At 59.7% G+C, this 21,911-nt stretch carries 22 protein-coding genes and 1 pseudogene; 15 read left to right on the forward strand and 8 right to left on the reverse strand.

Going from position 1 to position 21,911, the window contains the following annotated elements; all coding sequences use genetic code 11:
- The first annotated feature begins 54 nt into the window (after window positions 1–54).
- Complete coding sequence (locus tag ED661_RS12010; RefSeq protein ID WP_122074234.1) at window positions 55–1,761, forward strand: flotillin family protein; 1,707 nt, start codon at window positions 55–57, stop codon at window positions 1,759–1,761.
- A 52-nt stretch (window positions 1,762–1,813) separates the two neighbouring features.
- Here the strand turns inward: ED661_RS12010 and ED661_RS12015 are convergent, their stop codons facing one another.
- From ED661_RS12015 to ED661_RS12025, 3 genes are all read right to left on the reverse strand, one after another.
- Window positions 1,814–3,043 (reverse strand): MFS transporter, encoded by a 1,230-nt coding sequence (locus tag ED661_RS12015; protein ID WP_122074169.1) that lies wholly within the window; start codon window positions 3,041–3,043, stop codon window positions 1,814–1,816.
- Between the two features lie 81 nt (window positions 3,044–3,124).
- Complete coding sequence (locus ED661_RS12020) at window positions 3,125–3,730, reverse strand: YceI family protein (RefSeq protein ID WP_122074170.1); 606 nt, start codon at window positions 3,728–3,730, stop codon at window positions 3,125–3,127.
- Between the two features lie 276 nt (window positions 3,731–4,006).
- Window positions 4,007–4,408, reverse strand: a complete 402-nt coding sequence (locus tag ED661_RS12025; RefSeq protein ID WP_122074171.1) for a rhodanese-like domain-containing protein — start codon at window positions 4,406–4,408, stop codon at window positions 4,007–4,009.
- A gap of 208 nt (window positions 4,409–4,616) precedes the next feature.
- Here ED661_RS12025 and ED661_RS12030 point away from each other — a divergent pair, with 208 nt between their 5' ends.
- Window positions 4,617–5,660, forward strand: a complete 1,044-nt coding sequence (locus tag ED661_RS12030; protein ID WP_122074235.1) for an aldo/keto reductase — start codon at window positions 4,617–4,619, stop codon at window positions 5,658–5,660.
- Between the two features lie 238 nt (window positions 5,661–5,898).
- On the opposite strand, the gene ED661_RS12035 is transcribed toward ED661_RS12030, so the two are convergent.
- Window positions 5,899–6,936, reverse strand: a complete 1,038-nt coding sequence (locus ED661_RS12035; protein WP_122074172.1) for a GlxA family transcriptional regulator — start codon at window positions 6,934–6,936, stop codon at window positions 5,899–5,901.
- 133 nt (window positions 6,937–7,069) lie between these two features.
- Here ED661_RS12035 and ED661_RS12040 point away from each other — a divergent pair, with 133 nt between their 5' ends.
- From ED661_RS12040 to ED661_RS12050, 3 genes are all read left to right on the forward strand, one after another.
- Window positions 7,070–7,987, forward strand: a complete 918-nt coding sequence (locus ED661_RS12040; RefSeq protein WP_122074173.1) for a 3-keto-5-aminohexanoate cleavage protein — start codon at window positions 7,070–7,072, stop codon at window positions 7,985–7,987.
- 194 nt (window positions 7,988–8,181) lie between these two features.
- Window positions 8,182–9,654, forward strand: coding sequence for a carnitine 3-dehydrogenase (locus tag ED661_RS12045; protein ID WP_122074174.1), 1,473 nt, complete (start codon window positions 8,182–8,184; stop codon window positions 9,652–9,654).
- On the forward strand, window positions 9,651–10,421 hold the full coding sequence (locus tag ED661_RS12050) for an SDR family oxidoreductase (protein ID WP_122074175.1): 771 nt from the start codon (window positions 9,651–9,653) through the stop codon (window positions 10,419–10,421). The genes ED661_RS12045 and ED661_RS12050 overlap by 4 nt, the downstream gene beginning before the upstream one ends.
- Window positions 10,422–10,535: 114 nt before the next feature.
- Here the strand turns inward: ED661_RS12050 and ED661_RS12055 are convergent, their stop codons facing one another.
- Window positions 10,536–11,417, reverse strand: a complete 882-nt coding sequence (locus ED661_RS12055) for a helix-turn-helix domain-containing protein (protein ID WP_122074176.1) — start codon at window positions 11,415–11,417, stop codon at window positions 10,536–10,538.
- Between the two features lie 110 nt (window positions 11,418–11,527).
- On the opposite strand from ED661_RS12055, the pseudogene ED661_RS12060 reads away from it, so the two are divergent.
- From ED661_RS12060 to ED661_RS12070, 3 genes and pseudogenes are all read left to right on the forward strand, one after another.
- A pseudogene (locus ED661_RS12060) lies at window positions 11,528–11,722 on the forward strand (DUF2061 domain-containing protein); the annotation flags it as partial.
- A gap of 55 nt (window positions 11,723–11,777) precedes the next feature.
- On the forward strand, window positions 11,778–12,707 hold the full coding sequence (locus ED661_RS12065) for a fatty acid desaturase (RefSeq protein ID WP_122074178.1): 930 nt from the start codon (window positions 11,778–11,780) through the stop codon (window positions 12,705–12,707).
- A gap of 18 nt (window positions 12,708–12,725) precedes the next feature.
- Window positions 12,726–13,628, forward strand: a complete 903-nt coding sequence (locus ED661_RS12070; RefSeq protein WP_122074179.1) for a DMT family transporter — start codon at window positions 12,726–12,728, stop codon at window positions 13,626–13,628.
- Between the two features lie 35 nt (window positions 13,629–13,663).
- On the opposite strand, the gene ED661_RS12075 is transcribed toward ED661_RS12070, so the two are convergent.
- Together ED661_RS12075 and ED661_RS12080 are read right to left on the reverse strand one after the other, a co-directional pair.
- Window positions 13,664–14,395: an NUDIX hydrolase gene (locus tag ED661_RS12075; protein ID WP_122074180.1), complete on the reverse strand. Its 732-nt coding sequence runs from the start codon at window positions 14,393–14,395 to the stop codon at window positions 13,664–13,666.
- 36 nt (window positions 14,396–14,431) lie between these two features.
- On the reverse strand, window positions 14,432–14,854 hold the full coding sequence (locus tag ED661_RS12080) for a DUF983 domain-containing protein (protein WP_122074181.1): 423 nt from the start codon (window positions 14,852–14,854) through the stop codon (window positions 14,432–14,434).
- A gap of 210 nt (window positions 14,855–15,064) precedes the next feature.
- On the opposite strand from ED661_RS12080, the gene ED661_RS12085 reads away from it, so the two are divergent.
- The 4 genes from ED661_RS12085 (at window position 15,065) to ED661_RS12100 (ending at window position 17,174) form a co-directional block, all read left to right on the forward strand.
- Entirely contained in the window at window positions 15,065–15,571 is a 507-nt protein-coding gene (locus tag ED661_RS12085; RefSeq protein WP_122074182.1) for an EF-hand domain-containing protein, read from the forward strand.
- A gap of 136 nt (window positions 15,572–15,707) precedes the next feature.
- Window positions 15,708–16,271, forward strand: a complete 564-nt coding sequence (locus ED661_RS12090; RefSeq protein WP_254054830.1) for an RNA polymerase sigma factor — start codon at window positions 15,708–15,710, stop codon at window positions 16,269–16,271.
- Window positions 16,264–16,674 carry a hypothetical protein gene (locus ED661_RS12095; protein WP_122074183.1) on the forward strand — a complete coding sequence of 137 codons (411 nt, stop codon included), beginning with the start codon at window positions 16,264–16,266 and terminating at the stop codon, window positions 16,672–16,674. Before ED661_RS12090 ends, ED661_RS12095 begins: the two co-directional genes overlap by 8 nt.
- On the forward strand, window positions 16,671–17,174 hold the full coding sequence (locus ED661_RS12100) for a periplasmic heavy metal sensor (protein ID WP_122074184.1): 504 nt from the start codon (window positions 16,671–16,673) through the stop codon (window positions 17,172–17,174). Before ED661_RS12095 ends, ED661_RS12100 begins: the two co-directional genes overlap by 4 nt.
- Window positions 17,175–17,271: 97 nt before the next feature.
- Here ED661_RS12100 and ED661_RS12105 read toward each other — a convergent pair whose 3' ends face one another.
- On the reverse strand, window positions 17,272–18,726 hold the full coding sequence (locus ED661_RS12105) for a diguanylate cyclase (RefSeq protein WP_122074185.1): 1,455 nt from the start codon (window positions 18,724–18,726) through the stop codon (window positions 17,272–17,274).
- A gap of 115 nt (window positions 18,727–18,841) precedes the next feature.
- Here ED661_RS12105 and ED661_RS12110 point away from each other — a divergent pair, with 115 nt between their 5' ends.
- The 3 genes from ED661_RS12110 (at window position 18,842) to ED661_RS12120 (ending at window position 21,734) form a co-directional block, all read left to right on the forward strand.
- Window positions 18,842–19,126 carry a DUF3572 domain-containing protein gene (locus ED661_RS12110; RefSeq protein ID WP_122074186.1) on the forward strand — a complete coding sequence of 95 codons (285 nt, stop codon included), beginning with the start codon at window positions 18,842–18,844 and terminating at the stop codon, window positions 19,124–19,126.
- An 84-nt stretch (window positions 19,127–19,210) separates the two neighbouring features.
- The gene (locus ED661_RS12115; protein WP_122074187.1) at window positions 19,211–19,900 is read left to right on the forward strand and encodes an HAD family hydrolase; all 690 of its coding nucleotides are present in this window, start codon (window positions 19,211–19,213) and stop codon (window positions 19,898–19,900) included.
- Window positions 19,901–20,180: 280 nt separating this feature from the next.
- Entirely contained in the window at window positions 20,181–21,734 is a 1,554-nt protein-coding gene (locus ED661_RS12120) for a trimethylamine methyltransferase family protein (RefSeq protein ID WP_122074188.1), read from the forward strand.
- Window positions 21,735–21,911 lie beyond the last annotated feature (177 nt).

Genomic DNA, 21,911 nt, shown 5'->3' on the forward strand with positions numbered 1-21,911 from the left:
AAAAAGACAGCCAAGCAAACTGCCGAAATTTTATTGAACGATGGAGGAATTCAAATGGATTTTCTGATTATTGCTGTGCCCGGTTTTCTGGCATTTCTTCTTGTTGTTGGTCTGGTGCTTGGTCGCCTGTACCGGCGCTCAACCCGCGAAGTCAGCCTTATCAGGACGGGCTCAGGCGGGAAGAAGGTCATCATGGACGGTGGCGTTCTTGTGGTGCCGCTTATGCATGAGGTCAGCCCCGTCAACATGAAGACCCTGCGTTTGGAAGTGAAGCGCGACGGCGAGGCGGCCCTGATCACCCAGGACCGGATGCGGGTTGACGTCGGTGTGGAATTCTACGTCTCCGTCATGGCGACGGCGGAAGGGATTGCCCGCGCAGCCCAGACGCTGGGCGATCGCACCTTTGACGTAGAACAGCTGCGCGAGATGATCGAAGGCAAGTTGATTGATGGTCTGCGCGCGGTGGCGGCACAGATGACTATGGATGGTCTGCATGAAAACCGCGCTGACTTTGTGCAGGAAGTGCAAAACGCAGTGTCCGAGGATCTGACCAAAAACGGTCTTTCGTTGGAATCTGTATCCTTGACCGCGCTGGACCAGACGCCGTTTGAGGCTTTGGATGAGAACAACGCCTTTAACGCTGTTGGGATGCGTAAACTGGCCGAGGTGATTGCTACCTCAAAGATGGAGCGTGCCCAAATTGATGCGGATGCGGATGTTTCGGTGCGTCGTGCGGCGATGGAAGCCCAGCGTCAGAAGCTGTTGATTGAACAGGACGAAGAACAGGCCCGTATCGAGCAGAAGGAGCGGGTTGAAACCCTGCGCGTGGCTCAGGAAGCTGAGATCGCTGCCAGGACCGAAGATTCTGTCCGTGAAACCGAACGCTCTCGTATTGCTCGGGAAGAGGCCATCCGCTCAGCCGATATTGAGCGCGAACGCAAGATCCGCGTCGCCGAGATCGCCAAAGAGCGCGAGCTGGAAGTGACCGAGCAGGAGCGCCAGATCATCATCCAGCAGAAGTCCGAAGAGGAAAGCCGCGCCCGTGCCTCAGCTGATCTGGCCCGTGCCGAGGCCACCAAGGCAACCGAAGCGGTGGCAACCGCCCGTCAGGTGGCCGAAGCCGAGCGTGAAAAGCAGATTGTGCTGATTCAGGCCACCCGCGAAGCCGAACGTCAGGCCACTGGTATTCGTCTGGCGGCGCAGGCCGAAAAAGACGCAGCAGCTGACCGGGCCGAGGCCCGCCGCGAGGAAGCTCAGGCTGAGGCCGATGCGCTCAACATTCGTGCCGAGGCGAAAAAGAACGATATGCTGGCCGAAGCCGAGGGTAAGCGCGCCATTGTCGACGCTGAAAATGCGCTCTCGGCTGAGCTGATTGGGATGAAGATTGACCTGGCCCGTCTGGAGGCGATGCCTTCCATTGTTGCTGAAATGGTCAAACCTGCGGAGAAGATCGACTCGATCAAGATCCATCAGGTCAGCGGCATTGGCGCTGCGGGTGGTTCCGGTAGCGCTGGTCAGACTGTGCAGGCTGGGGCTGGTGAAAAGCCGGTGGTGAACCAAGCGCTGGATTCTATCATGGGCATGGCGGTGCAGATGCCCGCGCTGAAAAAGCTCGGCGAAGAGCTGGGCCTGTCGATGGAAGACGGGGTCAGCGGTATCGCCAGTGCAGCTCTGGGCGCCAATGAGGCAAAGCCTGCAAATCAGGTACCTCCAGTTGTCGACAGCTCAGCAACCGAGGTTGAGCCTGACGCGTCGGCCTGATCCTAAACACCTCCACACCAAACCAAGGGGCCGGCGTTTCCGGCCCCTTTTCTTATTTGCGCTCGCGTGAGCGTTTCAGCAGGCGACCTATGGTGAAGGATGTGCGCGGCGCGTAGACATAGCGGGTCCGGTCTTCGAGATCCGGGACAGGGCGCGCCTGCATCCGGGTGAGGCCAAAAATGATCAGTAAGACATGACCCAAGGCGACAAAGGCAAACAAGGCCGGTGGCCCATAGCTGCTGATCAGGCTGGAGGCCACATAGGGGGCCGCGATGGCGCCGAGCGCAAAAAAGAACATCAAGGCGGCTGAGAGCTCAACCCGTTGTTCGGACGAAGCAAAATCATTGGCATGGGCCGAGGACAGCGAGAATATTGGAAAGGTGGTCAGGCCAAAGAAACCAGCCGCCAACATCACCCCTAGGGTGCCGGTCTGGCTCGCCGCCATGGTGATGCCGCAGCTTGCCACCGCTGCCACCGAAAGCCAGATTAGCACCCAGCGTCGGTCGTATTTATCGGCCAGCCATCCCATTGGGTATTGCGCCAATGCGCCGCCCAAAACAAAGGAGGCGAGGAAAAAAGCAATTTGGTCAATCTCCAGGCCGACTTCCTGGCCATAGATTGGTCCGACCATACGAAACGAGGCGGAGCTGAGCGCTGCAATGGTAACGCCAACTACGGCCAGCGGCGAGCAGTGCCAGGCCAGCTTGGGGCGCAGGCGCGGCGCAGCAGGTGTTTCCGGCTGGCTGGCACGGGTCAGGGTAAGCGGCAGCAATGCGGCACAGCACAGCAGCGCCAGCATGTTGTAAGAGACATAATAGGCTGGAGGCAGCACCGCGATAAACAGCTGCGCACCGAGTGAACCGCCCATGTCCACCAACCGATAGGTCCCCATGGCGCGACCGCGTGTCTCGTTGGTGACCTTGGCATTGAGCCAGGCTTCGATCACCGTATAGGCACCGGCCACACAGACCCCGGTTGCGATCCGCATGACAGCCCAGGCATAGGGGTCGTTGGTCAAAGTATGGCCAATCAGCCCCATGGCGCCGAGCGCCGTGCAAACGGCAAAGGTACGCGAATGGCCGATAGTGCCCAACAGGCGTGGGGCCCACCAGCAGCCAATAAAGAAGCCCAGAAAATGCGCCGAGCCCAACAGGCCGATCTGTTCTTTGCTAAACCCTAGGGCAAAGCCCGAGAGCGCATCGAGTGGGCCGACACCTCCGGTTGAAAATTGCAACAGCACCACAGAGAGGAACAGGGCGGCAAAGGAGATGATCATACGCATGATTGGCACTCAATGCTCTAAGCCGGAGAGGGGCAAGAGGTTTTTCGACGTAAATGTCGCTTCCAGCGTGTTGCCGGTGTTTTATGTCATTTGCCGGAGGCTGGCATGAATGTCCAGGCGCACCCTATCTCCGACCAATCCGGCATAGCCGGAGGCGCCAAAGGCTGCACGGCTGAGGCTGCCGCGTAGGGTGAAATCCAGACGGCTGAGATCATCTACGGCGCTGCCCGGGCGACGATAAAGCGCGACCGCCAGAGATAGAGGCCGTGTAACCCCGCGCAGGGTGAGATCGCCTATCATCTCGGCGCCATTGGACAGGCGCCCCTCGGCGCTCAAGAGGACGCGCCGGGTGGCAAAACTGATGGTGGGAAACTTTTCAACATTGAGAACCTCCGGGCTGGTCATAGCCCGGGTGGCAAAGATCAACCCGGTTTTGGCAGCGCTGGCATCCAGAGAGACAGAAACGCGGGTGGTGGCGAGTCGTTTTGGGTTCAGTGCGATTTGCGAGCGCAGAATTGGCATCGTGCCATTTTGCCAAAACCCATTGAGCTGAAATCCGAATTTCACCTTGGTAGAGGCGAGATCCAGCACGTAGCCCAGGCTTTGGCTCGGGCTTGCAGCCGTAGCTAACCCTGTGCTCCCGACAAGGCTGATCAAGCCCAAAAGAGTTTGGCGTCGTGAAAGCATGGTCGCGCCCCTGCTGTATCTGGCTGCGGAGATCTCGCGGCCCTGCAGAAGCTTAGGCTGATACTGCCATCCGCACTAGGAGGAGATTGATCACTTTTAGTTTTCCCTGCCTCTTGCCGCAAGAGGCAGGGGGCGCGGGGCCTGTTGGTCTGGGTGGGGCCGTGGCGAGCGAGCTGGTGCGCCGACGGGGGCTTGGTATGGATTGCTCTCTTTTTGGGCCTAACTCCCGCGTTTGATTTACAGGCTGCAAATTTGTGAGCCACCCCGGGCAGTTATTCAGCTGGTGCGTGGCACAATGGCGCCGCCAGCCTTTTCCCAGGCGGTGAAGCCGCCCTCCAGATGCATCACCGGCGCCATGCCCATCTCCATGGCAATCTTGGCACTCAAGGCCGAGCGCCAGGCGCTGGCGCAGTAGAAGACATAGGTCTTGTCCTGATTAAAAACGGGCTTGTGATAGGGGCTGTCGGGATCGATCCAGAACTCCAGCATGCCGCGCGGGCAGGAGAAGGCACCGGGGATCAGCCCAGTGCGCTGCAACTCGCGGATGTCACGCAGATCGACAAAGACGTAAGACGGATCCTGCGCCTTTTCTTTGGCCTCGTCGATGGACAGGGTGGTGACCGTTTCATTGGCCTCGGCGAGGAGGGCCTTGACGCCCTTGGTGATAGTCTGCGCCATAAAGAGCACTCCCTAGGTTTGCTGTGGTGCTGTGTGTTTACCGGTAAGCTCTCGCATTCCGCAGGCAAGTACAAGCAGGACTGGTGGGAACTTGCACCCAGATTATGGGAGGGTAAGGTCGCAACCGGAAAAAACGGCCAAACTGTTAGGATAACCGTCTGGCCAGACCGTCGGAGCGATCGGCGGCTGAGAAATGAAGGAACGCGCGATGAAGATGAACCCCTTGGGACGCACCGGGATGCAGGTGTCAGAACTGTGCCTTGGCACCATGACCTTTGGCACCCAGACACCGGAAGCAGATGCCCATGTGCAGATTGACTATGCGCTGGCAGCGGGGGTGAATTTCATCGACACCGCCGAGATGTATCCGGTGAACCCGGTGCGGGCAGAAACCACCGGGCGCAGCGAAGAAATCCTGGGTACCTGGCACAAAAAGACCGGACGGCGGGGCGACTATATTCTGGCCACCAAACACTCGGGCGAGGGGCTGGCGGCAGTGCGGGAGGGCGCGCCGATTTCCTCCCAGACCATCGCCAGCACCGTTGAAGGGTCGCTGAAGCGGTTGCAGACGGATTACATCGACCTCTACCAGTTCCACTGGCCCAATCGCGGCAGCTATATGTTTCGCAAAAATTGGGATTATGATCCCTCAAGCCAGAACCGGGAAGAGACCCTGGACAATATGCGCGACTGTCTGGAGGCGCTGCAGGGGCAGGTCGATAAGGGCAATATCCGCGCCTTTGGTCTGAGCAATGAAAGCGCCTGGGGCACGGCGCAATGGCTGCGACTGGCCGAGGAGGGGCAGGGGCCCAGAGTGGCGTCGATCCAGAATGAGTATTCGCTGATTTGCCGGATGTATGACACCGACCTAGCCGAGCTGAGCGTCAATGAGGAGGTGGGGCTATTGGCCTTTTCACCGCTGGGCACGGGGTTGTTGACGGGCAAGTATCAGGAGGGCGCAGTGCCGGAAGGGTCGCGTAAATCCATCGTGCCTGAGCTGGGCGGGCGCCATTCCCCACGGGTCTACGGCGCGGTAGCGGCCTATTTGGAGATCGCGCAACGTCACGGGTTGGACCCGGTACATATGGCCCTGGCCTGGTGCCGCACCCGGCCCTTTATGGCCAGTGCGATCTTTGGCGCGACAACGCAAGCCCAATTGGAACATGCGCTGAAATCGGCTGAGCTGGATCTGTCTGCCGAGGTGCTGGCAGAGATCAACCAGGCCCATCGCGCCCATCCGATGCCCTATTGATGGGGGAGGAGGAGCTCCCGCCTGCGCCAGATGCATTAAAATGCCTCTTTGCAGTTGGGCCCGGCGCCGCGCTACGCGCGGCGCAAGAAAAAGGAAGAGACTGCTGAGAAGCCGCTCAGGGGCAGAGCTGCCTCTGAGCGGCCAGCTCAAGTCTAATCCCACAGGCTCCACCTCAAGGGTAAACCCTGCTGCGCAGGGCCGCGAGGCGGCCCTTGACCCGGCGCCTGCCGGGTGAAGGTCAATGGGTGGTGGGGCGCGGCGTTTCGGGGCGGGACTGTCCCGAGCTGCCAAAGCTGGCCTTGTCTGGGGTATTGCGGGCCTGACGCAGCTCTCGTGCCGAGGTGCCATGGGCCACACGGAAGGCGCGGGCAAAGCTGGAGGGCGAGGTGAACCCTGTCGCCAAGCCCACCTCCATCAGGGACAGATCGGTGTCGCTGACCAGGCGGCGGGCTTCTGCCAGGCGCAGGTGCAGATAGTGGTCCTGCGGCGTGGTCCCCAGACGCAGGCGGAACTGCTGTTGCAGGCTGCGCGGGCTGGTGCCCAGACGTTCGGCAATTTTGCTCAGGGTGAGCGGCTCATCCAGAGCGGATTCCATCAGCGCATTGGCCTTGGCTGTCAGGGCGTTGTGCTTATGCCCCCCAAGGCGGCTTTGGGGCCGTGTCGGAGCCGCAGGGCCGTCATAGAGGAACAGGCCGGCAACCCGAGCGGCAAAGCCGGCCCCGTGGCGGCAGCTGATGATATGCAACATCATCTCAATCGCCGGGGTGGCGCCACCGGATGTCAGGCGTTCCTCCGAGACGGTGAAACGGTCATTGCGGCAGTCTACCTCAGGGAAACGATTGGCAAAGTTCTCCAGATCTTCCCAGTGGGTGGTGGCTGGATGGCCCTGCAACAGGCCGGCCTCTGCCATCAGCCAGGGGCCGCCATCAATGCCGGCAATGGTGGTGCCTTTGGCAGCGATACGACGCAGACCTGCCAGCAGGCTTGGGGTGGCCTGGCGGGCCAGCTGGAAGCCGGCCACCACGATCAGGAGCTCGCAGTCTTCAAGGCGGGCCAGCGGAAAGCCGGGCACGGTGAGGCCGCTGGTGAGCATTGGCTGCTCCTCGGTGGCGCTGACATAGTCCCAGTCAAAGACGCAGCGCCCGGCCAGCCGGTTGGCGGCGCGCATCGGATCGACGGCGGCCGCAAAAGAGAGCGTGTTGCATTCATCAAGCACCAGCACCGCTGTTTTCAGCGGGCGATGTTCGGGTTGCAGGATGTTTTTTGCGGATTTCATCAACTTCGATTCGCTTGGTGTAAACTGTCTGTGCAAAGGCTGAGGCAGACTAGGCTTTGAAGCAAACAGGAATCTGGGGAAGAGCTTGGGGATAACTCTAGGCAAAACCCTGTACATTGCGGGGAAAACCAAAATGCCTCTGAATATGAACAAAAACGTCTTTATCACCTGTGCCGTGACCGGCTCTGGCGGCAGCCAGGATCGCAGCCCGCACGTGCCGCGTTCGCCCCAGCAAATCGCTGAAAGCGCGATCGCTGCGGCCAAGGCTGGCGCTGCTGTGGTGCATTGCCATGTGCGCGACCCCGAGACAGGCGCGCCTTCGCGCGATCTGGCGCTTTACCGTGAAGTGACCGACCGCATTCGCGACAGCGATACTGATGTGGTGCTGAACCTGACCGCCGGCATGGGCGGCGATATGGTGTTTGGTGATGTTGAGAACCCGCTGCCGGTCAATGAGGCCGGGACTGATATGATCGGCGCCACTGCGCGGATGGCCCATATCGCCGAATGCCTGCCAGAGATCTGCACGCTGGACTGCGGCACCATGAACTTTGCCGAAGCCGATTATGTGATGACCAACACGCCTGGCATGCTGCGCGCTATGGGCCAGATGATGGCGGATCTGGGCGTGAAGCCCGAGATTGAGGCCTTTGACACTGGCCATCTTTGGTTTGCCAAAGAGCTGGAAAAAGAGGGCATCCTGCAAAGTCCTGCTTTGGTGCAGCTCTGCATGGGAGTGCCATGGGGCGCGCCAAATGATCTCAATACATTCATGGCCATGGTCAACAATGTGCCGACGAGCTGGAACTGGTCGGCCTTTTCCTTGGGGCGGGATCAAATGGCCTATGTGGCGGCAGCAATCCTGGCAGGTGGCAATGTGCGGGTTGGGCTTGAGGACAATCTCTGGCTCGATAAGGGCGTGCTGGCCGAGAACTACCAGCTGGTAGAACGCGCTGGCACCATCATTGAGAACATGGGCGGCAAGCTGATGGGGCCGGAAGAGGTGCGCGCGCAGCTGGGCCTGACCAAACGCGCACCCGTCGCGAAGTAAACAGACGGCAATGGGGAGCATATGTGCTCCCCATTGCAACGCCTGTGCAGCACGTGTGGACAGACCAAGTGGTGTTTTGACAAAGATAAAGAGGGCTGGGCCCGGCCCGGGGAGGAAGCAAAGCGCCCTCCCGTGGGGAGGGTCGGGCGCTGCCCGTGCAGATGCACGGGGCAATCGCAAGTGGAAATGAATTCATGAAAACAGCAGCAATCATCGGTGGCGGTGTTATTGGCGGCGGCTGGGCCGCGCGGTTCTTGCTCAATGGCTGGGATGTGCGGGTTTTTGACCCCGATCCCGAGGCCGAGCGCAAAATCGGCGAGGTGTTGGACAATGCGCGGCGTTCCTTGCCGGGGCTTGGCAATGTGGCCTTGCCGGCAGAGGGAAACCTCAGCTTTCACGCCAGCCTGGCCGAGGCTGTGTCGGGTGCGGATTGGATTCAGGAAAGCGTACCAGAGCGGCTGGATCTGAAGCAGAAGGTCTATGCCGATCTTGAAAAACACTGCGATGCGGATGCGGTGATCGGCTCTTCCACCTCGGGCTTCAAGCCTTCCGAGCTACAGCAGGGGCGGGGCAATGCGGGCCAGATCGTGGTGGCGCATCCCTTTAACCCGGTTTATCTGCTGCCGCTGGCCGAGGTCGTCACCACTGCCGCCAATTCCGAACTGGTGATCGCGCGCAGCAAAGAGATCCTGACAGGCATTGGCATGTTCCCGCTGCATCTGAAGAACGAGATCGACGCCCATGTGGCGGATCGCTTCCTTGAGGCGGTCTGGCGTGAGGCGCTTTGGCTGGTCAAGGATGGCATCGCCACCACCGAGGAAATTGACAATGCCATTCGCTATGGCTTTGGCATTCGCTGGGCGCAGATGGGTCTGTTCGACACCTACCGCGTGGCGGGCGGTGAAGCGGGCATGAAGCATTTCATGGCGCAGTTTGGCCCCTGCCTTACCTCGCCTTGGACCAAGCTGATGGATGTGCCGGAGTTCACTGATGAGCTGGTGGATCTGATTGCGGGCCAATCGGATGCGCAGTCCGGGCATTTGTCGATCCGCGAGATGGAGCGTATTCGCGATGACAATCTGGTGGGGATGATGCGGGCGCTGGGGGCCAATGATTGGGGCACCGGTGCGCTGCAAAACGCCCATGACAAAAGCCTGGAAGACGGGGCGGGACTGGTCAATTCCATTGCAGAGTTGACTGACCTGAGCCAGCCGGTGCTGACCCAGAGCCGTATCGTGCCGCTGGATTGGACGGATTATAACGGCCATATGACCGAGAGCCGCTACCTGGATGCCTTTGCCCAGTCGACCGACCGGTTGATGGCGGTGATTGGCTGTGACGCCGAATACATTGCCAATGGTGGCAGCTATTTTACTGCTGAAACCCATATCCGCCATATTGATGAGGTGCATGCCGGCCAGCCTATTCAGATCAGAACTCGAGTGATCATGGGAGCAGGCAAGAAGATGCATCTCTGGCATGAAATGTATGAAGGGGAGCGGCTGCTGGCCACTGGCGAGCATATGTTGTTGCATGTGGATCTGAAAACCCGCCGCTCGGCACCGCCTGCGGCGCATATTGAGGCCAATCTGGTGAAACTGGCCGAAGCGCATGCCGCGCTGGAGGCGCCAGAAGGGCTGGGTCGGGCCATCGGAGCACCAAGATGAGCACTGCGTCAAAACGGGTTCTGATCACCGCAGGTGGCTCCGGGATTGGCCGCGCCATGGCCGAGGGGTTTGCCGCGGCAGGGTTTGAGGTCTGGGTTACCGATCTCAATCCCGAAACCGTGGCCAATCTGCCTGAGGGCTGGCGTGGCACAGTCGCCAATGCGGCCGATGAAGCATCCGTGCAGGCGCTGTTTGCGGAGATCGCAGAGCACTGGGGCGGCCTGGAGGTGCTTTGCGCCAATGCCGGCATTGCCGGGCCCACGGCTTTGGTTGAGGATGTCGCTCTGGACGATTGGCGCTCTTGTGTCAGCGTCAATCTGGAGGGGGCATTTTTGGCCGCAAAATATGCCACCCCGATGATGAAGGCAGCCAAGGCCGGGTCAATCATTGTGACCTCTTCAACGGCGGGGCAGTACGGCTATCCAAACCGGGCGCCCTATGCAGCCGCCAAATGGGCCATGGTGGGGCTGACCAAAACCCTGGCGATGGAGCTGGGCCCCTTTGGCATTCGCGCCAATGTGATCTGTCCTGGCGCGGTGGAAGGCCCTCGTATGGAGGGGGTTTTGGAGCGTGAAGCCGCAGCCAAGGGTATGACCCGGGATCAGGTCTACGAGGGCTATGCCTCTGGCACCTCGATGCGCAGCTTTGTTGAGGCACGGGATATCGCCAATATGGCGGTGTTCCTGGGCTCTGATGCGGCACGACTGGTTTCAGGCCAGGTGATTGCGGTGGATGGCCATACGGAGAACCCGGATCCCAAAATTTAGGGTCGGGTGAAACTTGCTCAGGCTCAAGCCGTTGCCACGGCTTGAGCCTGAGCGGTGCGCTGGCGCGCACCTGACGCAGGGCGCATCGGTACGCTGCAGAACGCCAACCCGGCGTTATGGCTGGGGCGGGCTCTGGTTGCTGATCGCGGCCTTGAGGGCGCGCAGGCGACCGGAGACCTGCCGCGCGGTGATATCGGCCTCGCGGATCAGATGGTCGAAATGGGTGGTAAAGGTCTCGATCCGCTCGAGATCTCGAAACGCGATGTAATGGCTGCCGGCATAAAACACACAGAGCAGCGGACCAAAGATGGTCAGCGGTGAGGAAAACAACCGTTTGGCATCAAAAAGATAGATCCGCAGGCGCGGGTAGAGCTGGGTGGTGAGGCGTTCGAACTGATCCAGCTGTTCCAGGCGGATCTCCAACGGCAGGCCTGAGTAATAGCCGGTGGCATGGGCAAAACTCTCCAGCTCGTAGATTGGCATGGCGATCTCATAGTCCGACTGCGACTGGCGCATCCAGGACAAACGGTCCTCTGAGGCGCCAATCGCCTGATCCGCCGTCCGCCCCAGATGCGGTGCATATTCCCATTCAAGCAGGGCGCGGGTCTTGAGCATATCCGGTAGCGCCGCGGGCACATGGCGGATTTTGTAGCCTGCCGCCTCGCGGTGCCAGTCAAAAATCCGCTGATCCACGAGGGCGCGCGGCGCCTCGCTTAAGGACAGGCTGGAGGCCATCAGTTCAGCGGCGCTTTCGGGGCGGTCCGAGAGCGACAACAGCCAATCGGCTGAGACCCCCAGCACCGAGGCACAGGCGCCAACAACATGGGCATTGGGCAGCCGGGCGCCTTCATCGTTCAGCAGTTGAGAAATGGTCGAGCGATCAACGCCGGTATCGCGCGCCAAAGCGCTTTGGCTGAGGCCACTGTCTTTGAGGGCGCGAATGAGACGGTGGCGAAACTGTTCGGCGCGAAGCCGTTTGTCGATTTTATGCGGCATGTGGTGATAAGTATCATCATTGATGAGAAAAGTTAACTACATTCAGAATTCTGCACAACACCTTCTGGCTCTACTACTCGCCTAACGACATCAGTAGGAGCAAGATCCAGATGGAAACACGCAAACGATCCCTTGTTAAGGCTTTGGTCTGGAACGCAATTGGATTTGCCTCCATGACACTGGTTGGGTTTTTGGCGACAGGGTCTGCCAGCCTGGGCGGTACAATGGCTGTGATCAATACCGCGCTTGGGTTCGCTTGCTATGTGATCTATGAGCGGGTCTGGACCCGGGTCAGCTGGGGGCGCTGCAGCGAGACTGGGAGCTTTGCTCAGGTTGGTGGCCAGGTTGGCGGGCAAGCCAATGTCTGAGCCGCAACACAACATCGACTGCGGTATTGCGATGCCGCGTGGTGTGGAATGGGGCACTCTGGCGCTGATCCTGGTTTGCTACGGGCTCTGGATCTTGGTGTTGGCCCTGCTGCCGCAGGTCAGCCTAACCCTGACGGTGATTTGTCTTGGCGGGCTGGCGGCGCTGCATTCCTCGCTCACTCATGAGGCGCTGCATGGGCACCCGTTTCGCAACCGCCTGCTGAACGAGGCGTTGCTGTTCCTGCCGCTCACCCTGTTTATTCCCTACGGCAGGTTCCGTGACACCCATCTGGCGCACCACCAGGATGAGCGGCTGACAGATCCCTATGATGATCCAGAGAGCAATTTTCAGGATCCCGCAGTCTGGGCGCAGATGCCGGGCTGGCGGCGGCGGTTGATGCGGGTAAACAATACGCTGCTGGGGCGGGTGGTCTTGGGGCCACTGATGGGACAGATCTGTTTTATGGCAGAGGACTGGCATCTGGTGCGGATGGGCGACAGGGGCGTTCTGAGGGACTGGGTCTTGCATGCATTGGGCGTGGGGCTGGTGCTATGGATTGCCCTTGCGACGCCAACGCCGCTCTGGGCGCTTTGTTTTGGGGCCTATATCGGGCTGGCTCTGGTGAAGATCCGCACCTTTCTGGAGCATCGCGCGCATCAGGACTGCCACAGCCGTACTGTGGTGATTGAGGATCGCGGACCGTTGGCCTGGCTGTTTCTGAACAATAATCTGCATATCGTGCACCACCTGCACCCCGGCGTGCCCTGGTATGCGCTGCCAAGGCTGTATCAGGCCAACCGAGAGAGCTACCTGGAGGCCAACCAGGGCTATCACTATCGCAGCTACAGCGAGGTCTTTGCCCGCTATCTTCTGCGCAGCAAGGATCCGGTGCCACATCCGCTCTGGTCTTCCAAAGACTAGCTCTGCATAAAGGCGGCCATGCTGACCTGGATCCCTGTCACAATTGCCGCCGCCACTTTTCAGACCTTTCGTTTTATGCTGCAAAAGGTACTGAGCACAGTCACCCTGTCGCCCGGTGGCGCCACCTTTGCCCGCTTTGCCTATTCGGCGCCGTTCATCCTGAGTGGCCTGGCGGTTTATCTATACTCCAGTGGCCAGAGTCTGCCGCATCTGGGCGGGCAGTTCTGGGGTTTTGCGCTGATTGGTAGCGTGTCGCAAATTCTGGCAACGATCTGCGTTGTCGCGCTGTTCAAGCAGCGCAATTTTGCCGTTGGCATTACCTTTAAAAAGACCGAGGTGATCCAGACAGCGATTGTTGGTCTGGTTATTTTGGGAGACGGCATCAGTGCCTGGGGTTGGGTGGCAATCCTGTTGGGGTTGAGTGCTGTTCTGGTGCTGTCCAAACCACCCGAGGCAACAGGGGCCTGGTGGACACATCTCACCAATCGCGCCTCCAAACTTGGGCTTGGGGCCGGGGTGCTTTTTGCTTTTTCGGCCGTCAGCTATCGCGGAGCTTCACTGCAATTGGGCGATCTGGCGCCGATGTTCCGGGCGGCGGTAACGCTGGCCTCTGTGGTCTCGCTACAGACGCTCTTGATGGTGATCTGGCTTGCCTGGCGTGAAAAGGGTGAGATCACCCGTGTCTGGCAGGCGCGCCGGGTTGCGATCTGGGTGGGGCTGACCAGTCTGGGTGGCTCATTCTGCTGGTTCTGGGCCTTTACCCTGCAGAATGCCGCCTATGTCAAAGCGCTGGGGCAGGTGGAGCTGTTGCTCTCTATCCTGGCGTCCCTGCTGTTTTTCAAGGAAAAAATCAGCCGCCGCGAAGTGGCTGGCATGGCCCTGCTGGTGCTGTCCATCCTAGCGCTGGGGCTAGCGCTTTAAACCAGCCTTGCAGCGCTGTGGAGATTTGAACGGGCTCAGTCGACCTCGGGCATCGGGTGGCCCTTGAGGCGCAGGAACAGGCTCTCTTCGTCATTGTTGCAGAAATAGGGCACGCTGGTTGGCGGATTGCGGTCTTGCAACCGGCCGGTGACCTCGGCCAGAACCACCTCGGTGATAAAGGGCAGATCAAAGCTGCGTACCTCGCTCAGAGGGATCCATTGCAGATGCGACAACTCATCTGAGGCCTGGGAGAAATCATCCAGATCACCGCTGATTTCATCGGCATCAATCAGGAAGAACCGAGCATCAAAGCGCCGGGGCCGACCGGGCGGCGTCAGGGCACGGAACACAAATTGCAGCGCGCGGGCCGATGGCAAATGACCGGTGGCGGCAAAGCCCTGCCAATCGGCGGCAATTTCCTCCTGCCAGTCGCCTGGATGCCCCAGGATCAAGCCGGTTTCTTCCCAAAGCTCCCGAATGGCGGCAATCGCCAGGGTGTGATCCAGCCCATTACTGGCCTGTTCCGCAAGGCGGGCGCGGCAGACCTCGGGCAGGGGCTGGGCCAGGGGCACAGTGGCATCGGCCAGATCAACCGCGCCGCCGGGAAAGACAAATTTATTGGGCATGAAGGCGGCTTTGGCGCCGCGTTGTCCCATCAGCACCCTTGGGTTCTCGCTCATCCGGTCACGCAGGGCGATGATGGTTGCCGCATTGCGGATCGCGCTGCGGTCCTCTGATGTCACGCCCTGAATTGCTGTATCACTCATCGACCGGCCTCTCCCGTGTGTTGCTTTTGGGGGATGTCAGCTCTTGCTGTCAAAGCCATGCATCCGGCGCGCCCATTGATAGGCGACCACAACCCCTTTTAGTCTTGGCAAAAGATAGAGAGAAGAGACAATGCAGCCAATCGAGAAAACAGAAAACGTTACGAGAGGTTCCGGCCGCCAGGTGAAATAGACCACATGCAGGAGCGGCGCCATGATGTGCCCTACCAGCAAAATTGTCAGGTAGGCAGGCCCATCATCTGCGCGTGCCTGTGAGAGGTCGAGGTCACATTCCGAGCAGGTGTCGTTGACCTTGAGATAGGAATGCAGCACCTCACCCTTGCCGCAGCTTGGACATTTGCGCCGCCAGCCCTTGGCAAGGGCGGGCCAGGTGGGGCGGTCTGCGGCGTTTGGGGCCGCGAGCCCGCCTGTCACTTCGCTGGTAGCTGAGGTCTCGGTCATTGGAAATCCTGTGATTTTGGCGCAATCATCCTCTGTCTATGAGGTAAAGAAAAGCCAAAGGAAATCTCTGCGGCCCGATGCCGCAATCCGGAAGCCAAACCATGAGACTGGATTTTTTTGGAAAGGTGGCGACGGAAAGGCTGCAGGGCTTCGTTTAGTCTGTGTATCCGGCAGCGAAGGGCTGCTTTAGGAACGCCTAGGAGAGCAGATATGACACAGACCCAAATCCTCGCCGTGATCCTTGCAACCGCCGGCGCATTGGCGGCGACCACTGTTGTGGCCAAACCGGGCTGCGGTGGCATGGGGCCAAAGATGCAGTTTGAAGAGCTTGATACAGATGGCAACGGAGAAATCTCCAAGGCTGAAATGGAAGCCCATAAAGCTGCGCGCTTTGCGACCTCTGACAGCAATGGCGACGGCAAACTGTCGGCTGAAGAGCTGGTTGCGCAGGCCCAAAAACGTGCGGCAAAACGGGTTGAGAAAATGATCAGCCGCCTTGATAAGGATGGTGACGGCATGCTGAGCCATGAAGAAATGGCCAATCGTGGCGGCCGTCATGGTAATATGTTCGAACGCGCCGACAGCGATGGCAATGGCGCGATCTCCAAGGAGGAGTTCGAGCAGGCCAAACAGCATCGCGGTGGCAAGCATCGTGGTGGTCACGGAGGCCAGAACGGTGACTGCGGCGGTCGTGGCAGCAAAGTGGAGCAGAACTGATCAAACGCCTGTGGTGCATTCAGAACCCATATCACCCGTGCAGCCCCTCTCTCAGGGGCTGCCAGCGCGGGGCAGGCCTGCGGTGACCGGGGGCTTTGCAGAACGCAGGGCTTACAGCCTGCTAGGTGCTGAAGCCTTGGCAAGCGATGATGCCCTGCTGGTGCTCTATGCCAATGGTGATGCGGCGGCGGCTGCCGAATTGATGCAGCGCCTGGCACCGCGTGCCCTGGGCGTGGCGATACGGGTTCTCGGCAGTAGGGCAGAGGCCGAGGATGTCACCCAGGAAGCCATGATGCGCCTGTGGCGTATGGCGCCAGAGTGGCAGCCCGGCCAGGCCAAGGTTTCGACCTGGTTGTACCGTGTGGTCATGAACCTCTGTATTGATCTAAAGCGACGCCAACGCGGCGGCCATGTGGATCTGGATGCCATTCCAGAACCACCCGATCCGGCGTCCTCTGCGGCAGAGAAGTTGCAGGATCTGGCCCGTCAGGATGCTTTGCAACAGGCCCTGATGCAACTGCCGGAACGGCAGCGTCAGGCGGTGGTCTTGCGCCACATAGAAGAACTGACAAACCCGGAGATATCCGGAATCATGGAGATTAGCGTCGAGGCAGTAGAAAGCCTGACAGCACGCGGCAAACGGGCACTGGCCAAATGCCTGGCCAACCGTCGAGAGGAACTGGGGTATAGCGATGTCTGACACAGATAAGTCTTTGAGCGAAATGGATCACTTGGAGGATCTGTTTGCCGCCGCCCGCAGTGACCCGACCCCGGTGCCGCAGGCATTACAAGCCGCCATATTGGCCGATGCCCAACAGATACAAAACAACCGGGCCATGGCTTCTGACACTTCCCGCGCCACAGGTCAGTCGCGTCAGTTACCACAGCGGCTTTGGCAGCAGTTCATTTCCGCAGTCGGGGGGTGGCCCGCTTTGGGCGGCTTGGCAGCGGCCAGTTTGACGGGGCTTTGGATCGGCTTGGCGCCGCCCTCTTTCCTGCCCGACCCGGTTGAGAGCTTTGCCTCTTATTCCAGCGGGTCGCAGCTGATAACCGACCTGGACTATGATGTGAGCTTCTTGGTGAGCGATGAGGTGTTCGAATGAGCAATGACCAACAAAACCCTAACCCGCGAAGCGGGATGCGCCCCTGGTTAAAGGTCGTTCTGGCCCTGTCGCTGGCTCTGAACCTCGCTGTGATCGGTATCGGGGCAGGGGCAGCCTGGCGTTTCCATGGAGGCGGCCACGACAAGGATGGCCCGCCGATGTTGGGCCGGTTCATCTTTAAGGATGTCGGCAGACGGGAGATCCGTCGTTTGGTGCAGGATCACGGTGGCGCATCGGATAGCGTGCGCAACCGGCGACGTGGCGAGATGGAACAGATCATTGTCTTGATGCGCGCCGAAGATCTGGATCTCACGGCAGTCAGTGTCATTGTTGACACCCATATCGTCGAGACCCACGGCTTTATGCGTGCCGTTGCCGATGCCTGGGAGCAGCAACTGGAGGGGTTGAGCCTGAAAGAGCGGCGCAGGATCGCAGATCGGATGCAGCACCAATTGGATCATAGGTCGCGCCATTCCGGAGACAGAACTCGCGATCACTAGATCAGCAAGAATTAGGCGGTTAGATTTACTGGCCCCAAAAGAAGGCGCTGCCTCAGGTCGCGCCTTTTTCCTTTTGTGAGTTTTTATTGCCGCATGCCTAGGCCGCAGCGGTTGAGTTTTTGCCTAGAGTGACCTGGTTGCGGCCGGCGTTTTTGGCGTCATACAATGCGCGATCGGCAAGGGAGATCAGCTCGGTTACATTACTGGCCCCCCTGTTCTGTCCGCGGGTCTCACTCAGTTCCACCCAGTCGCCAAGGTCGTCTTTGCGGGTCAGGTCGCGGCCAACCACAGCGCCGATGCTGATGGTCACTTCAATTGGCTCGGCGATGCCGGGCACATGAAAGGGTTTGCTGTTGATGGCGTTGCACAGCTCCACGGCAGCGATGCCGGCGCTGATCTCATCTGCGCCGGGCAGGACGATCATGAATTCTTCCCCACCAACCCGCGCAACCAGATCCACGGGTCGCATCTGCGCCTGCAAGCGCCGGGCGGCCTCGATCAGCACCGCATCACCTGCGGGGTGGCCGTATTGGTCGTTGATCTGCTTGAAGTGATCCAGATCAGCCAGCATCAGGGCAAAACTGTCGTGGGTTTCGGCAGCGCGCTTGGCGGTGCGGTCCAGGAAGGGTTTGGCGTAGCGGCGATTGTACAACCCGGTCATCGGATCCTGTACAGCGGCGCGCAGTCCATTGCGGACACTGTCGCGCAACCGGTCATTGCGGGATTTATACTGCAACTGTGTGGTCAAACGCAGGGCCAGCTCGTCAACGTCAAAGCCGGCCTGCAAAACATCATGGGCGCCACGGTCCAGCGCCTCGGCGGCGATCATTGGGTCGGCAGGGTTTGGCACCGCGATCACCACCGACTGCCGGGTGGCAGCCCGGGCGCGCAGATCCGCCAGCAAGCGCAGGCCAGGGCCTGCAGAAATCTCGTTCAGCTCGATGATAAAGACATCCGCCACAGGGGCGCTCATCATCAGCTTGATATCGTCCAGATCATGGCAGTGCAGCTCGTAGGGGACCTGATCGCCCAACCGCTTGGCCCAGGCCTGTGCGGTCTTGGTGTCCTGTGCCACCAGCGCAACGCTGGCACCGCTGCATTCTTCATGTCCAGCCCGATCCGAGAGCGGCAGGACAAAGCCATGCGAGGCATCGCGCTGCATGTGCAATTCTTCATTGGCACTGCGCGAGCGCAACAGGCTGCGAATACGGGCCTGCAGGATCACATCATCCACGGGCTGCGGCAGCACATCATCAATCCCTGCCGACAGAGCATGCAGACGACGTTCCGGTGCATTGGATTGGGTGATGGCGATGACGGGAATATCGGCGAGCATTTCATCCTGGCGCAGGGCATGCTTGACATCCGCTGCTGTGCCATCGGGCAGGCTCATGGCGGTGAGGACCAGATCGGGGCGGCAATAGCGGGCCGCCTCCAGAACATCCGCGATACAATCCGCCTGTTCCACACCATAGCAGGCCCCCGCCAGCTGAACCTTCAGCATGATACGGTTGGTGGATATACCATCTATGACTAGGATCGTTCCCTGCACACGGTTCGCCTTTCAAACCTTTTGCTCGCTACACTGGAAGTTTCCGCCAGACTGGTTAATAAACTGTTTCGGGTTTTTACTAATTTGTCCGCAACATGTCAGGAATGGGTCCGCCATGCAGATTTCCGCCGATCAGGCCGAGGTGATTGCGCTAAAGGCGCTTGCCTGGTTGATGACAAATGATGAGTTGTTACCGGTGTTTATGGGGGCCACCGGCGCATCAGAGGCGGATTTGCGGGAAAATGCCGCCGATCCCGCGTTTTTGGGCTCATTGCTCGATTTCTTAACGATGGACGATGCCTGGGTGGTGCAATTCTGTGATCAGGCAGGAATCGCCTATGAGGTTCCGATGTATGCGCGGATGGCGCTGCCGGGGGGCGCGCAGGTGCATTGGACCTGAGGCGCAGCTGCAGTCAGAAAGCACTTGCGCCATGGCAATTTGCCGATACGGTTCGCGGCAGATAAATTGGCCTAAGGAAACCCCATGCCGGTAGATGCTTTTCTCTTCGACAAAGACGGAACGCTGTTTGATTTTGCCTCCACCTGGAACAGCTGGGCGGCAGATATGCTGATGCAGCTTGGCCAGGGGGATCAGGCGCGGGTTGAGGCCATGGCTGAGGCCGTCAGCTTTGACCTCGAGACACAGGCGTTTCGGGCTGACAGCATGGTGATTGCCGGTACCAATGGCGAAGTTGCCGCTGTCTTATCCCCCTTTGTGCCGCAGATGGAAGAGGCCGAACTCGAACGGTTCTTGGCCAAAAGCGCCGCTGCGGCTGCGCTCAGCGAGGCGGTTCCGTTGGCTGAGTTTCTGGATGACTTGCTGGCGCGCGGCAAGGTGCTGGGGGTGATGACCAATGATGCGGAGATCTCTGCCATCAGCCAGTTGAAACGTTCTGGCGTGTTGGATCGTTTTGCCTTTGTGGCTGGGTTCGATAGTGGTCATGGGGCAAAGCCGGACGCCGATCCACTGCTGGCCTTTTGCGCGGCAATCGGCGTTGCACCGCAGGATACGGCCATGGTGGGCGACAGCCTGCATGACCTTATCGCAGGCGCAGCTGCGGGTATGACCCGGATCGGGGTGCTCACTGGTATGGCAGAGCATGGTGATCTGGCCGCTCACGCGGATGTGGTGCTGCCCCATATCGGCCATATCCCGGCTTGGTTGGACCGCTGAAGCGGCTAGGCCTCCTCGTTACATTCTGATCCTGTGAGCCCAGGCGGCGGGTGAGGCACCCCCGGTGGCTTGGGGCAGGGGTAAACTGCGTGGAACTGGGCACATATGTACAGAAATGTGTGTTTCTCCCTGCTTGAGGTGAGAAAGCGACAGGAGATGTCGTGAAATGGCAGTCACTGCCGCGTTGGATTGGGCCTGCTGGAACCAAGACCGGGGCGTTCCCGGCGGCGCGGGGCGGGGTAGGCCAAAGCGCTGGATCACAACCACCAGGGAGAGGCGCATGGCACGGGACAAAAGCAGACGAGGCGGTGGGCGTGCAGGCGCGGCAGCACGGCGCGGCGCGGCGGCCCTGCAACAGATGCCCTGGAGCATCCCGCAGAACATTGACCGCCCCGTCGAGCCTTTGACGGAAGAAGGCGTCGCGGCCATTCACGACGGCGCCATGCGGATCCTCGAAGAGATCGGCATTGTTTTCCTCAACCCCGAGGCCTTGGAAATCCTGAAAGAAGCCGGGTGCCGGGTCGAGGGAGATCTGGTGCGGATGGACCGGGAATTTGTCATGGAGATGGTTGGCAAGGCGCCAAGCCAATTCACCATCACCCCGCGCAACCCAGACCGAACGATTCCGATCGGCGGCAATAATCTGCTGTTTGGCAATGTCTCGTCGCCGCCCAACTACTGGGATATGGATCTGAACAAAAAGGTTGCCGGCAATCGAGAGCAATGCCGCAACCTGCTCAAGCTCACCCAGTATTTCAACTGCATCCATTTTGCCGGTGGCTACCCGGTGGAGCCGGTAGATATCCATGCTTCGGTACGACATCTTGACGTGCTTTATGACAAGCTGACGCTGACGGATAAGGCTATGCATGCCTACTCGTTAGGCAAGGAGCGGGTCGAGGATGTGATGGAGATGGTGCGCATCGCCGGGGGGCTCAGCGATGAAGAGTTTGAAGCCACGCCACGGATGTATACCAATATCAATTCCACCTCACCTCTGAAACATGACTACCCGATGATCGACGGCTGTCTGCGCCTGATCCGCAAGGGGCAGGCGGTGGTGGTGACCCCCTTTACCCTGGCTGGAGCCATGGCGCCTGTCACCATGGCGGGCGCTGTGGCGCAAAGCCTGGCCGAAGCGCTATGCGCGATTGCCCTGTTCCAATATGTTCGTCCAGGTGCGCCCTGCGCCATTGGCACCTTTACCTCGAATGTGGATATGAAATCGGGTGCTCCGGCTTTTGGCACGCCTGAATATATGCGCGCCACCCAGATGACTGGACAGATGGCGCGCTACTATGGGCTGCCGATGCGGTCCTCCGGCGTTTGTGCCGCCAATGTGCCGGATGGACAGGCCATGTGGGAGACGTCAAACTCACTTTGGGCCGCGGTGCAATCGGGGACAAATATGGTCTACCACGCGGCTGGCTGGCTGGAAGGCGGGCTGATCGCCAGCCCGGAAAAATTCATCATGGATTGCGAAATATTGCAGCAGATCCAGCGCTATATGCAGCCTGAAATCTGTGCCACCGGGCCGGAAGACATTGCCTTTGATGCGGTGCGTGAGGTTGGCAATGAGGGCCATTTCTTTGGGATCCAGCATACCCAAGATCGCTATGCAACGGCCTTTTATCAACCCTACCTGAGCGATTGGCGCAACTATGAGGCCTGGGAGGCCGCTGGATCTGTCTGGACACCGGAGCGGGCCAATAAGATCTACAAGGACATATTGCAGGAGTTTACCCCGCCACCCCTGGAGGAGGCGCGGGACGACGAGTTGAAGGATTTTGTCGCGCGTCGCAAATCAGAGGGCGGGGCGCCCACTGACTTTTAACAGAACTAAGGGTTTTATAGCGGTTGCCGTGGTAATGGCCCGGAGCCGCGCCGATCGGTATTTCTTGGCCTTTGTGAGCTGTCGGAAGGAATCGGTTCGACGGCAGAGCAAAGGCTTTGCAGTTGTGAATTCTGGCTCGGCGGCTTGTTGCCTTTAGTGGTCGGGCTCGCTGCCGGA

The organism is Pseudophaeobacter sp. EL27, from assembly GCF_900313025.1.
GTDB lineage: Bacteria > Pseudomonadota > Alphaproteobacteria > Rhodobacterales > Rhodobacteraceae > Pseudophaeobacter.